This is a genomic window from Megasphaera vaginalis (ex Bordigoni et al. 2020), assembly GCF_900240295.1.
Classification (GTDB): Bacteria; Bacillota; Negativicutes; order Veillonellales; family Megasphaeraceae; genus Megasphaera; species Megasphaera vaginalis.
Genome location: NZ_OEQB01000002.1, coordinates 274126 through 288051 on the forward strand (window position 1 = coordinate 274126; position 13926 = coordinate 288051).

Here is a 13926-nt window from a genome sequence, read left to right on the forward strand (position 1 = left end):
TGTTCTCTCTTTTCAATACGAATTATCAAAGTTTTTTTAAGAAGAGGGCCATGCAGGCGCACTTCCTTTTTCGCAGCGGCAAGCTTATAATTATGGGTATAGTATAGCAATGGAAATGGGGAAAAAAGATGTTTTTTTACTGCTTGAAACGTTTGGTCGGCGCTTGTCTCGTCTTGTGGACAGTTGTGACGATCACCTTTGCCCTGATGCATGCCATCCCGGGCGGTCCGTTTACGGCAGAAAAGAAATTGCCGCCTGTCGTTTTGGCTGCCGTGGAAGAACGGTATCGTCTCGACCAGCCGCTTCTCGAACAATATGCCGATTATTTGGAACATGCGGCGGTATTCGATTTCGGCCCTTCCTTCAAATATCCGGGGCGGACGGTGAACGAGATCATTGCCGAAACGTTACCCGTTTCGGCAGAACTTGGGGCGATTGCTTTGTGTCTGGCTCTCGGCGTCGGCGTTTTGGCCGGCATGGCGGCGGCATGGCATAAAAACGGCGCCCTTGACTACGCGCTGATGCTTGGCGCCACGCTGGGTGTATCGGTGCCGAGTTTTATTTTGGCGGCGTTGCTGGTTCAGCTGTTTGCGTTTACGTGGCCTGTTTTACCGGCAGCGCTATGGAAAGGGCCGTCTTATGCCGTTTTGCCTGTTTTTGCCTTGGCGGCGCATCCGACGGCCTTCGTCATGCGGCTGACGCGGGCCAGCTTTCTTGACGTTTTGTCGCAAGATTACATGCGTACGGCGCGAGCCCGCGGTGTCGGGACCTTTTCGCTGCTCTGTCGTCACGGTCTGCGCAATGCTTTGCTGCCGGTCATCACGTACATCGGCCCGCTGGCGGCGTCGTTGCTGACCGGCAGTTTTGTCGTTGAGACCGTCTTTGCCATCCCCGGTTTGGGGCGGTATTTTGTCACCAGCATTTACAATCGCGATTATACAGTTATCCTCGGGATAACGATTTTTTACAGTTTTTTGATTATTGTCATGAATTTACTGATTGATGTCATCTATCCTCTCGTAGATCCGCGGATTTCCCTGACATCGGAACGGGAGGGATGAGCATGGACAGACTTGATTTTCAGCCGCTGCCGCCGTCTGCACGACGGCCAGTGTATATCCCGCCGCAAACGTTGCGTGATCGCAGTTGGCAGCGCCTGAGACAGAACCGGCTGGCTCTCTGGGGCATCGGCATTGTTTGTGTCATGTCCGTAGCGGCGCTTGTCGGCCCCTGGCTTTCTCCTTATACGTACGGCGAACAGAACTTTGCCGCCGCCAACGCGTATCCGTCTGCGGCGCATTGGTTCGGCACCGATACGTTAGGACGCGATCTTTTTACGCGCGTTCTCTACGGAGCGCGGATTTCGTTGTCTATCGGCATCGCCGCCAGCTTGATCAATCTGTTCATCGGCGTTCTTTACGGCGGCATTGCCGGTCTGGCCGGCGGTAAAACAGATCGGATCATGATGCATGTTATTGATATCCTGTATTCGATTCCCATGCTGCTTTATGTGATTTTGTTCATGGTCGTCTTTAAGCCGGGACTGCTCAATATTTATCTTGCTTTGGGCATCGCGTACTGGCTGAATATGGCGCGTATTGTACGCAGCCAGGTTTTGACCTTGAAACGGCAGGATTATGTTCTGGCGGCGCGGTCCTGCAACACGTCGGCGTGGCAAATACTGCGGCGTCATATGATACCGAACTGTGTCGGGCCGATTATTGTAACCATGACCTTATCTATTCCCGACGCCATTTTTACGGAAGCCTTTCTCAGCTTTATCGGTCTCGGCGTAGCGGCGCCTATGGCCAGCTGGGGAGTATTGGCGTCGGAAGGGATCAACAGTATCCGTTCTTTTCCGTTTCAGCTGTTTTTCCCCGCCCTTGCCTTGTGTATCACGATGCTCGGCTTTATGTTTCTCGGCGACGGGCTTCGCGATGCCCTGGATCCGCGCGATGGGAAGGGGGAAAGCCGATGAAGCCGCTTTTGGAAATTGCCGGCTTGTCCGTTTCGTTCCGTACGTACCGAGGGCTGTTGGAGGCCGTTCACGGTGTGTCTCTCCAGGTTTATGCCGGGGAAACTGTCGGGATCGTCGGCGAATCGGGATGCGGCAAATCGGTTACGACGCAAAGTGTCATGAAATTGCTGCCGCGTAAGGAGACGGTTTATACAGGCGGTACGATTACCTGGGACGGCAAGGACATTACGCAATATGACGAGCAGGCGATGAACCGGCTGCGCGGCAAAGAGATGACGATGATTTTTCAAGATCCCATGACGGCGCTGAATCCGGTGCTGTCCATCGGCAGTCAGTTGCGGGAGGCGCTTCGGACGCAGCGTCGCTTGTCTCCCGCGGCGGCGGCAACGGCTTCGCTGGAATTATTGCGGGCTGTCGGGCTGACGGCGCCGGAAAAACGTCTTCGGCAGTATCCGCATGAACTTTCAGGAGGCATGCGGCAGCGTTGTCTCATTGCCTTGGCTCTGGCTTGCCGGCCGCGCTTGCTTTTTGCCGATGAACCGACGACGGCTCTTGACGTGACGACGGAGGCGCAGGTATTGGCGCTGTTGGAGAACTTGCAGCGGGAGCTGCAGATGGCCGTTGTCCTCGTTTCCCATAACCTCGGCGTCATTGCCCAGCTGTGTCGGCGTGTCTACGTGATGTATGCCGGTACGGTTGTGGAGGAAGGGATGACGGAGACGTTGTTCGTCGCGCCGGCTCATCCGTATACGCAAGGTTTGTTGGCTTCATTGCCGGATCCGGAGAACAGGGAAAAGAAGCTGATCGGCATTGACGGACAGGCTCCTGACTTGTTCCACTATTCCCGGGGCTGTCGTTTTTGTCTGCGCTGTCCTCAAGCGATGTGTATCTGTTCGCGTCGCGAGCCGCCGACGTATGAATTGAGGAACGGACAAAAGGTGAGCTGTTGGTTGTATTGTCCGGAGCGGGGAGGAGTATAATGGCGTTTCTCGACGTTCGTCATCTTACAAAAGAATTCATTGCCGAACGGGATTTTTTCGGCAGAGCAAAAAAAACGGTTACGGCAGTCTGTGATCTTTCCCTGACCATAGAGGCGGGGGAAACAGTCGGCTTGGTCGGCGAATCGGGTTGCGGCAAATCGACCTTTGCCCGTACCGTTCTCGATCTGTATCCGAAAACGGCAGGCGAGATATTCTGTGACGGCGTCAGGCGGGAGTCGATGGGTGAGGCGGCGTTCAGGCGGAAGATACAAATGATCTTTCAAGATCCGTATGCGTCTCTCGATCCGCGGTTGACAATCGGCGAAAGTATTGCCGAACCGTTGCGTAATTACGGGTTATATCCGACCGGAGAGGAACGGGAGCGGCGCGTTGCCGCGTTGCTGGAGCAGGTCGATATGCCGCGTGAAGCGGCGCAGCGTTATCCGTACGAGTTTAGCGGCGGCCAGCGGCAGCGTGTCGGCATCGCCCGGGCGCTGGCGTTGGAACCGGCCTGTATTTTCTGTGATGAACCGATATCGGCTTTGGATGTGTCGGTACAGGTGCAGATTGTGAACATGCTGCAGCGACTGCAACAGGAAAAGGGGCTGGCGTATCTTTTTATTGCGCACGATTTGGCGATGGTCCACCATCTGAGTCACCGCATTGGCGTCATGTATCTGGGGCGGCTGGTGGAATTAGGCACGAGTGATGCCGTTTACAAGACGCCGATGCATCCCTATACGCAGCTCCTGCTGTCATCTATGGCCAAGGCCGATCCGCGGCAAACGCGCAGAGTCGTTCCTGTCGGAGAAGTCCCCAGCCCTTTCGCCGTGCCCGAAGGGTGCGTATTTCATCCGCGCTGTACTGCGGCAACAGCGCGTTGCCGTTGCGAGATCCCGAGCTGGCGTGAAGTCGGTGCCGGTCATTTCGCCGCCTGCCATTTTGCAGGAAGGGGAAGATCATGAGAAAATTGGTTCTTATACTCCTTTGCGCCGTTGCTGTTTTTGCGCTCGGCGGGTGTGGTCCCGCCGAACGTACCGATACGGTGCGATATGTGCTGGAAGCGGAACCGGCCAGTCTGGATCCGGCCATGACGACGGCGCTGCCTGAAAATATAGTGGAATTGCAGCTGTTTGAAGGGCTGACGCGGCTGGACGATCAGGATGTGCCGCAGCCGGCACTGGCGGAGCGGTGGGACGTTTCGGCAGATGGACTGACGTATACCTTTTATTTGCGGCCCGGTCTCCACTGGAGCGATGGGGTTCCTCTGACGGCAAGTGATTTTGAATATGCCTGGAAGCGTGCTCTTGATCCTGACGTGGCTTCGGAGAATGCGTATATGATGTTTCCTCTGGTGAACGGAGAAGCGTACTTCAACCGCCAGGTTGACGCCGCCGCCGTCGGGGTTCATGCCGTCGATGATCGGACGCTGATCGTCAAATTGGCAGCGCCGACAGCGTATTTTCTCAGTTTGACGGCTTTCCACAGCTACTATGCCGTACCCCGGCATGTTGTCGAAAAAGCGCCGCAGACGTGGGCTTCGGGCAATATGCCCATCGTCGGCAGCGGACCGTATACAATCAGCAAATGGATCCATGCCAGTGAGATCGATTTTGTAAAAAACGAAACGTATTGGGATGCCGCTTCCGTTACGTTGCCGCAGTTGGAGTTTCCTATCAGCGATTCGCAAGCGACGCGGCTGACGCTGGTCGAAAGCGGGCAGGCCGATATGATGGTCGAACCGCCGCCTGCCGACGAAACGCGGCTGGAGGAAGCCGGGCTCTATCATGTCGCGCCGTATTTAGGCTCTTATTATTACGTTTTCAACGTGACGGCCAAGCCCTTTGACGATGTACGAGTCCGCAAAGCTTTCGCGCTGGCTGTCAGGCGCCGCGCGCTGATTGCCAATGTCGTGCGCAGTCGTAAACAGCCGGCCTATGCCTGGGTACCGCCGGGCCTGGTCGATCCGGCGACGGGCGTCGATTTTCGTACTGCCGGCGGCACGGTGCTGCAGCCGGAAGACGCGGCGGCGGCGAAAGCGCTGCTGCAACAGGCCGGTTATGACGACGGCAGTAAGCTGCCGGATATTCGTATTCTCTTTAATACGAGTGAAATGCATAAGGCGATCGCCGAAGCGCTGCAGGCCATGTGGCACGATGAACTGGGGGTTACCGTCGGGCTCGTCAATCAGGAGGCAAAGGTTTTTATGGCCAGCCGCAGCAGCGGCGATTTTCAAATTGCCAGGGCTTCATGGGTCGCCGATTATGCCGACCCGATGACGTTTTTGTCCGTTTTCGCCGATGCCGAAAACGACGCGCAGTACCACAATGAACGGTATACCGAATTGATTCACGCGGCCCAGCAGACGAATGACGCGGTGCTGCGCATGAAGCTGATGCACGAAGCGGAGAATATCCTTTTTGATGATTGCGTCATCATTCCCATTTACTATACGACACAACCCTTTGTCGCTCAGCCCTATGTAAAAGGATATCGCTGGTCGTCTCTGGGACTGGTCGACTTTAAGCGCGCTTACATAGAAAAATAAAAGGCAGAAAGAAGGATAAAGATTATGGAATCGTATAGACTGGGACGAGGCCTGCGGCAGGGCGATACGATTGCGATCGTGGCGCCGGCAGCCCCCTTGGCTGCCGAGGCAGTGACGGGAGCGGAACAGGTGCTGCGCGATCTCGGCTATGTTTCGGTTCTGGGGCGTACTGTCGAAGAAAGCTGGGGCTATCTTGCCGGCAGTGACGAATTGCGGGCTCGCGATCTGGAATGGGCCTTTGCCGATCCGGCTGTGCAGGCGATCCTCTGTCTGCGCGGCGGTTACGGCACGACACGATTTTTGGATTTGCTTGACTACGACAGGATCCGCGCCAATCCGAAGCTGTTTATCGGCTTCAGCGACATTACGGCTCTGCATACGGTTTTTCGCCAACGCTGCGCCATGGCGACTATTCACGGTCCCATGGCCTTGTCTCTCGGCAGGGAGCCGACGGCCTATACGCTGGGACAGTTTGCCGCCGGATTGCAGGAGCCGGTGCCGGCAGGCCCCCTGCAATTACCGCCGGGCCGGCAGTTGGAGCCGTTGGTTCCGGGGACGGCGTCCGGTACGTTATGCGGCGGCAATATGATGCTGCTTTCCGTGACGACCGGTACGCCGTACGCGTTGGACGGCACTGACGGCTTGCTGTTGTTGGAGGAAATTGGGGAAGATGCCTATGCTCTCGACCGCATGTTGCGTCAGTTCGAGCAGTCGGGGCTGATCGCGAGAGCAGCGGGCATTCTGTTCGGGACCTTTCATGATTGTATGCCGACAGAAAGCGGGGACGGCGAGTTCACTGTCAGAGAAGTGGCTGCGTATTATGCCGAGCGATGGGGAAAACCGGCGCTTTGGGGCGTGCCGGCAGGGCATGAGAAAGACAATGCCTGGCTGCCATTCGGCGTGCCGGCACGCATGGAGGTAGGCGTCTCGGAAGCGGTGCTTACGATAGAAAAGGTAAAGGAGCAAAGGCATGAATAAAAAAGAAAGGAAAGACGCCGCTTGCCGTCGCGTCGATGAGTTGGAAGAGCTGATCCGCGGCATTGCCGTCTACATCCATGAGCATCCTGAATTGGGCGGCCAGGAGGAATTGGCGGCGGCCTATTTACGGAAAATTTTAACAACAGCAGGCTTTGCCGTCGATAATCCGATTACCGATGTATTTCCTACGGCGTTCCACGCCGTTTACGGCAACGGCGCCAAACAGATCGCCTTTTTGGCCGAGTACGACGCTCTGCCGGAAATCGGACACGGCTGCGGACACAACTTGATTGCCGCCATGAGCGTCGGTGCCGCTTTAGCTTTTGCTGCCGTTGCGGCAGAGGAAGCGACGGTGCACGTTTTCGGCTGTCCTGCCGAAGAGACGGCAGGCAGCAAAGTATACATGAGCGAACGGGGTCTTTTCGACGAGATGGACGCGGCGCTGCTGATTCATCCGGCAACGGATCGTACGGCTATAGGCGGCACTTCTTATGCGACACATCCGCTGCAGTTCACCTTTACGGGCAAAGCGGCGCATATTGCTGATAAAACGTATCACGGCGTCAATGCGTTGGATGCCTTAGTCGATTTTTACGGCGCATTACAAGCATTATCCGCTCAGTTTACGGAAGAACATCTGCTTGGCGCAATCATTACCGATGGCGGCACAGCGCCGAATATCGTGTCTGATAAAGCGGTCATGAAGGCGACGATCCGCGCCCTGCAGGCGGCGTATTTGGAAGAGACAATGCTGCCGCAGATCCGCGACCTGGCGGAGGAAACGGCGGCACGGCACGGCGCTTCTGTCGAGATGGTCCATTATGAACCGCTGTATAAGGAAATGCGCAGTGATCCGCGCCTGGATGTCTATTTTGCTGAAGCCTTCAGCGAGTTATATGAAGAGTTTACCGTTTTGGATGATGACTTTGCCGAAGGGTCGACTGATGTCGGCAATGTCAGTCAGGCGACGCGGGCCAGTCAGCCGGAGATCTGTATCGGCTATCACATCGGCGCGCATACGCCGGAGTTTGCCGCCGCGGCGATCAGCGACTTAGGCCTCATGCAGGCCGTCACCGGAGCGAAAGCCATGGCGCGCGTCGCTGTAGACGTGATGTTGGAAAAGGCGGAAAACCCCTTGTTTTAATGATGTCACGTGAAAGGAGCGGATACCATTGGATGTACGTTTGACGTATTACGGACATGCCTGTTTTTCATTATCGTGCAATGCGGTAACCTTGATTGCCGATCCCTTTTTTACGGGCAATACATGGCGTAAGGCCGCAGCCGAAGATATTTCTTGTCACTATATTTTTGTCAGTCACGGACATCACGACCATTATGGCGATGCGGACAGTATTGGCGGCAGAAATGATGCGCTGCTGATCGCTTCCGCCGAAGTGGCCGCCAAAGGTGCGGCAGCCGGCTTGCGCACACATGCCATGCACCTGGGCGGCAAGAGCGATTTTCCTTTCGGCTCCCTGCGACTCGTGCCTGCTTTTCATGGAGCCGGCGTTCCCGGCGGTCATGCGGCAGGCGCTTTGATCACCTTCTTCGGCAAGACGGTTTATTTTGCCGGCGACACGGCGTTATACAGCGATATGAAGCTTTTGAATCGTTTTGGCGATATCGACTGCGCCTTATTGCCGATTGGCGACAACTTCACGATGGGGCCGGAAGATGCTCTCTTGGCGGCAGACTGGGTCAAGGCAAACGTGACGATCCCCATTCATTACGGTACGTGGCCGGTCATTGAGCAGGATCCGCAGGCCTTTGTCGAGGCTTTGACAACGCAATACGGACGGCGGGGACTGGTTGTGGAACCGGGCGGAACCCTGCTTTTACCCTAACGGCGGCGCAGCGCGAAGAGACTAGAAACGAACACCATTTTCAACAATGCTGTATGTTGGAAATGGTGTATTTTTTTGCCGGTCAGCTTCGACAACGGAATCGGTTTTCCATTGCAAAAAAAACAGTTGTTCTCCTGTTGGAAATATGGGGGACTTTTTTGGACATGTACGGTATGCTGTAAACAGGAAACGTGTTTTTCGTACAGTTATTGCCAACACCGGTATCGTTTTGAAAGGAGGAGCCTTTATGGGACTTATCAAAGCAGTAATGGGCGCGACGGGCGGCGTCTTGGCCGATCAATGGAAAGAGTACATTTACGGTGAAGAAATGCCGCCGGAAATTCTCGTCAGCAAAGGGAAAAAACGGACGAGCGGCCGCAGTTCCAATACCAGCGCCGAAGACAACATCATTACAAACGGTTCCGTCGTAGCCGTCAATGAAGGACAATGCATGATGATCGTTGAACAAGGCAAGATCGTGGAAGTTTCGGCGGAGCCGGGAGAATTCGTCTATGACTCGTCGACGGAGCCGTCTATTTTCGCCGGTGAATTGAAGGAGACTGTCGTTTCCGTCTTTAAAAATATCGGCAAACGTTTTACCTTCGGCGGCGGTGCCGGTAAAGACCAACGCGTTTATTACTTCAATACGAAGGAAATCATGGGGAACAAGTACGGTACGCCTTCGCCCATTCCGTTCCGCGTAGTTGACGAACGGGCGGGTATCGATTTCGACATCACCATCCGGTGTTTCGGCGAATACAGCTATAAGCTGACGAATCCGCTTCTTTTTTATACGAATGTGTGCGGCAATGTCGACGACGTTTATGAACGGGAAACGATTGACGGACAGCTGAAAACGGAATTGCTCACATCGCTGCAGTCCGCTTTTGCGAAGATTTCTGAAGCTGGTATCCGTTACAGTGCTTTGCCGGGGCATACAGACGAACTTGTGAAGATATTGAACGAGGTCTTGAGCGGTAAATGGCGGGATTTGCGCGGCATAGAAATCGTTTCTTTCGGTATTTCCAGCGTCAAGGCCGATGAGAAGGCGGAGGAACGGATTCTGTCCATGCAGCAGCGTGCGGCTTTTACCAATCCCACGTTGGCAGCTGCGCAGCTCGTCGGAGCGCAAGCGGAAGCGATGACGTTGGCAGCGTCCAACGAAGGCGGCGGCAGTCCGGCCCTTGCGTTTATGGGCATGAACATGGCCGGTATGGCAGGCGGCATGAATCCGGGAAATTTGTATGCTATGGGTCAACAACAGCAAATGGCGCAACCGCAAATGGCGCAACAGCAAGGCGGCGGTGTTGCCCCGATGGGACAAGCGGGAGCGGCGCAGCAGCCTGCCGGAGGCTGGACTTGTACGTGCGGGCAAGGCGGCAATCAAGGAAAGTTCTGCAGCAATTGCGGTTCGCCGCAACCGCCGCCGAAGACGGTTGAAGGCTGGACCTGCGCGTGCGGACAGATGAACAAAGGCAATTTTTGTTCCGCTTGCGGTGCGAAGCGGCCTGCAGGGGCTCCTCTTTACCGCTGCGATAAATGCGGCTGGCAGCCCGATGATCCCCATCATCCGCCGAAATTCTGCCCGGAATGCGGCGATCCTTTTGACGATAACGATAAAGCATAGCTGATGATGTGTGTGAAAGGGTGTGAGCGTGATGGCCGATACCTCTGTAAGTTATAAATGCCCTAAATGCGGCGGACCCCTCAACTTTCAGGCAGGAGCGGAAAAAGTAAGCTGTGAATACTGCAGTTCCGAGTTCGATGTAAAGACGATTGAAACCTTATTTTCCCAGCAGGAAGAGATTGCCGCGCAGAATGCAGCGGCAGAAGAAACGAAATGGAAGCCCGAGGAGGCCGGGTCTGAATGGGACAGCGGCGAGACTGACGCTTTTCAGGTGTTCACCTGCTCGTCTTGCGGCGCCGAATTGGTTACGGACGGATCGACGATGGCAACGGAATGCTGTTACTGCGGCAATCCGACGATGTTGCCGGACCGTTTCGCGGGCATGCTGAAGCCTGATTACGTCATTCCTTTCAAGAAGACGAAGGAAGACGCCGTTGCGGCTCTTAAAGCATTTTACGGGAAGAAACGCCTCTTGCCGTCCAATTTCAAGAGTAACAATCGCATGAAAGAGATACAGGGACTCTACGTGCCTTTCTGGCTCTTTGATTCGACCGTGTCGGGAACGATGACCTTTTCGGCCGAACGTATTTCTGTTTCCACGACAGATGATAAAGAAATTACGGAAACCCAAGTCTACCGCTGTCGTCGAAAAGGCAGCGCCGATTTTGAAAGGATTCCCGTCGACGGCAGTACTAAAATGGATGATACGTTTATGGAAAGTATTGAGCCTTTCGATTATCAGGAAATGCAGCCCTTTTCCCAGGCCTATTTTACCGGCTATATTGCCGACAAGTATGATGTCGATGCCGCTGCTTCCGTTGGCAGAGCTGATGAACGGGTAACGAACAGTATGACGGAGGAGTTGAAAAGGACCGTTAACGGATATGATGCCGTACGGCGTGAATCCTGCAACATTGTCAAAGTCGGCGGCAATGTTTCGTATGCCGTAGTACCTGTTTGGATCCTGACGACGCGGTATGAGAATAAACCGTATACTTTTATGATGAACGGACAGACCGGCAGGCTTGTAGGCAGTCTGCCCATTGACAAAGGTAAGCTGCGAAACTATTCCATCATCGGTTTCATCGCTTCTTTTATCGCTATTTACGGCATTACGTCGCTGATCATATGACGAAGGAGGCGGACGTAGATGAGAAAAATAACAACGTTATTCTTTTCGGTGTGTTTTATCTTTCTGTTGAGTCTGGCTTCGTTTGCGGCGGCGCCCCGATTGGTGGACGAAGCGAATCTGCTGGATGCATCGGCACAAAAACGCGTGACGGCAGTCCTTGATCAGGTGAGCGACAAATATGGGATGAACATTGCCGTTGTGACGATGAAGTCGGCAGGTGATAAGAAAGTCGGGAAGCTAGCCAACGAAATCCTGGATAAACGGTATCGCGGTGCCAAAGGCGGCGCGATGGTGCTGCTGATCGTTATGAGTACACGAGACTGGTATATCTCTACCGATAATACGGCACGGCAGGCAATTACCGATGCCTTCGGCATCGATAAAATGGAAGAAAACATCGTGTCGGAATTATCGAAAGGAAAGTATGAAAAAGCGTTTACGGAATATGCCGGTACAGCAGATACGCTGATGAGTTTCTATCAGAAAAATGGGCGGGCCATGGCATGGAACGACGAAGTTTGGTGGCTTCCTTTGGTTATAGCCCTAGGCGGCGCCGGGTTGTTGACTTTCGGTTTGCGGAAGTGGCTGGTCGGATCCATGAGTAATGTTAAGGAACAGGTATCAGCAGACGCATATATTAAAGACGGCAGCTTCAATTTGACAGATTCCGATGATATTTATTTGTATACAGATGTTCATGTCAAAACGATACAAAAGAAGGGCGGCGGAGGAGGCAGATACTCTGCTGCCGACAGTGAACATGGCGGCGGAGGCGGTAAATTTTAAGCCGGCCGAAAGAGGTGAAACAGATGAAAATGTGGCTTAAGACGGTGTTGTGCAGTGCGCTGGCAGCGGCGGCGGTGATGCTGTCCGGATGTGGCGACAACAGTATTACCGGCATGGTCTCGAAAGACGGCACGGCCCTCAACTGCGGTGATCAAAACGCTCACGTCATGGCGATGGAAGGGCCGGATGTTAAGGTGCAGTTTTCCAACAGTGCCCTTATTTGGCAGGATAATGCCATGTATCTTCTTTCCAAACAAAACGAACTGTTGAAATTTACGATTAAGGATAAAAAACTGGTAACTGGAGAGAACAACGGTGTTATAGCCCAAAATGTCCGCGCCTTGAGCGGAACGGACGGCAAGAGACTATATTTCAAGACAAAAGATCAAGCGTTGAAATATATTGAAGACGGCAAGGAATATGAAACGGGCTTTAAAGATTACGGCTGGTTTGTTCCGGCGGAAGACGGCAAGCACGGCGTTGTTTGGTTCAATTCGGGACAGATTTATATCGTCGGCGTCGACAACGGTAAAGTGTCGCCGGCGAAGGAACCGTTGGTTCCGGATCCTCCCTTCTCCGGCGCTACTTGGTGTGCGATCAAAGACAATACGATCTATACGGACGGCAGGGAGAAAGGCGCAGATCGGAAGTTCGAGAATATCACGCGGATGGACTTGGAAGGAAAGGTACTTAATACGTACGGGCCCTATAAAGAAAGCGCCCTTTACTACGCTGTAACGAAAGACTATCTGTGCATTTATAGCAGAGGGGAAGACGGGGTGCGTGTGTATCGGTTGCGTGACGGCTCTTTCGTCGGCTCGCTGACGAAAAACGATATTAAGATGAAGGGCGGTGCTTACGGTATTTACGCGTTGGAAAAGAATACCATCGCGCTGGTCACCGATTATGAAGGACTTCATCTCTGCCTTATCGCACTTTCGTAACCGAATGGAGGAGACATATGATGAAGAACCGTTTTCTCACGGCAATTTTAGTTGGCATGATGTTCTGTTTTCTGACATCGGCAGTTTTTGCGCAAGACAAGAAACCGGTCATTCTTGATGCCGATATGGTCGAACTTTTTGATGACGGTATGGCCATGCTGATGCTGGCTCGCTCTGAAGAGGTCGAGCTTCTCGGCGTCACCGTCGTTATCGGCAATACTTGGGTAGAAGACGGAACGGCCAGCGCCTTGCGGCAGCTTGAAGGAATCGGCAAAGAAAAAGAAATACCCGTTTATATGGGACGAAACAGAACGACGCGAAGCGGCCGTTTTGCCGCTCTGCAAGCGGAGCAGGTGCTTTTCGGGCGAGGCGCAGACAGTCACCTCGGCGCTGCGGGATATGCGCAGCCGGCAAGTTGGCAGGACGCCTATGCGGCCAAATTCCATCGTCGGCCGCAATCGGTTCCGGCGGCGGACGACGCCGTTGATTTTATTATTCGTACCATCAAAGCCCGGCCTCACGAAGTGACCGTCGTCGCTATCGGAACGGCGGCCAATTTGGCGGCAGCTTTGCAGAAGGCCCCGGAAATAGCCCCTCTTGTCAAACAGGTGTGCTACATGGGCGGCGCCTTCTTTGTCGGCGGCAATGTTATGCCGGCAGCGGAATTTAATTTTTGGCTTGATCCGGAAGCGGCACGGACGGCATTGCGTGCTCCTTTTGGGGAACAGGTGATCGTGCCGTTGGATGTTTGCGAAAAAGTTCATATTACGCAGACCCAGTTCCGGGAGATATCGGCGCGGCTGCATAATCCGGTTTTTGCCGACATGTGGCAACATCACTGGATGTATCCGCTCCTGCGGGACGGTGCGGCTTTCAATAATTACGTCTGGGACGTGATTGCCGCCGCTATCGTTATCGATCCGTCGCTGATTTTGGAAGAAGAGAAATGCTTTGTCGATATTAATGACACGTATTCGCCGTCGTACGGCCAGTCGCTGGCATACAGAGGCGCAGCGCCGGCAGGAACGCAAGCGGCGCGCATTATCAAGACGGTAGATGAAAAAAGACTTTGGCAGATGATATATCGGGTTTGCGACGAATTATAA

General features: G+C 54.1%; 13 protein-coding genes. All 13 read left to right on the forward strand.

Annotation, left to right across the window (positions count from 1 at the left end):
- Positions 1 to 128 precede the first annotated feature (128 nt).
- The 13 genes from C0977_RS03860 (at position 129) to C0977_RS03920 (ending at position 13926) form a co-directional block, all read left to right on the forward strand.
- Complete coding sequence (locus tag C0977_RS03860) at positions 129 to 1061, forward strand: ABC transporter permease (RefSeq protein WP_101912502.1); 933 nt, start codon at positions 129 to 131, stop codon at positions 1059 to 1061.
- 2 nt (positions 1062 to 1063) lie between these two features.
- Complete coding sequence (locus C0977_RS03865; protein WP_200814207.1) at positions 1064 to 1978, forward strand: ABC transporter permease; 915 nt, start codon at positions 1064 to 1066, stop codon at positions 1976 to 1978.
- The gene (locus C0977_RS03870) at positions 1975 to 2958 is read left to right on the forward strand and encodes an ABC transporter ATP-binding protein (RefSeq protein WP_101912504.1); all 984 of its coding nucleotides are present in this window, start codon (positions 1975 to 1977) and stop codon (positions 2956 to 2958) included. The genes C0977_RS03865 and C0977_RS03870 overlap by 4 nt, the downstream gene beginning before the upstream one ends.
- Entirely contained in the window at positions 2958 to 3923 is a 966-nt protein-coding gene (locus C0977_RS03875; protein ID WP_101912505.1) for an ABC transporter ATP-binding protein, read from the forward strand. Before C0977_RS03870 ends, C0977_RS03875 begins: the two co-directional genes overlap by 1 nt.
- Positions 3920 to 5506, forward strand: coding sequence for a peptide ABC transporter substrate-binding protein (locus tag C0977_RS03880; RefSeq protein ID WP_101912506.1), 1587 nt, complete (start codon positions 3920 to 3922; stop codon positions 5504 to 5506). Before C0977_RS03875 ends, C0977_RS03880 begins: the two co-directional genes overlap by 4 nt.
- 24 nt (positions 5507 to 5530) lie before the next feature.
- On the forward strand, positions 5531 to 6484 hold the full coding sequence (locus tag C0977_RS03885) for a S66 peptidase family protein (protein ID WP_101912507.1): 954 nt from the start codon (positions 5531 to 5533) through the stop codon (positions 6482 to 6484).
- Complete coding sequence (locus tag C0977_RS03890) at positions 6477 to 7628, forward strand: amidohydrolase (RefSeq protein WP_101912508.1); 1152 nt, start codon at positions 6477 to 6479, stop codon at positions 7626 to 7628. Before C0977_RS03885 ends, C0977_RS03890 begins: the two co-directional genes overlap by 8 nt.
- Before the next feature lie 28 nt (positions 7629 to 7656).
- The gene (locus C0977_RS03895; protein ID WP_023054640.1) at positions 7657 to 8331 is read left to right on the forward strand and encodes a metal-dependent hydrolase; all 675 of its coding nucleotides are present in this window, start codon (positions 7657 to 7659) and stop codon (positions 8329 to 8331) included.
- Positions 8332 to 8578: 247 nt separating this feature from the next.
- Positions 8579 to 9958: an SPFH domain-containing protein gene (locus C0977_RS03900; protein WP_101912509.1), complete on the forward strand. Its 1380-nt coding sequence runs from the start codon at positions 8579 to 8581 to the stop codon at positions 9956 to 9958.
- Positions 9959 to 9989: 31 nt separating this feature from the next.
- Positions 9990 to 11090, forward strand: a complete 1101-nt coding sequence (locus C0977_RS03905; protein ID WP_101912510.1) for a hypothetical protein — start codon at positions 9990 to 9992, stop codon at positions 11088 to 11090.
- A gap of 18 nt (positions 11091 to 11108) precedes the next feature.
- Positions 11109 to 11876, forward strand: coding sequence for a TPM domain-containing protein (locus tag C0977_RS03910; protein ID WP_101912511.1), 768 nt, complete (start codon positions 11109 to 11111; stop codon positions 11874 to 11876).
- Between the two features lie 23 nt (positions 11877 to 11899).
- Entirely contained in the window at positions 11900 to 12820 is a 921-nt protein-coding gene (locus C0977_RS03915) for a hypothetical protein (protein ID WP_101912512.1), read from the forward strand.
- Between the two features lie 17 nt (positions 12821 to 12837).
- Complete coding sequence (locus tag C0977_RS03920; RefSeq protein WP_101912513.1) at positions 12838 to 13926, forward strand: nucleoside hydrolase; 1089 nt, start codon at positions 12838 to 12840, stop codon at positions 13924 to 13926.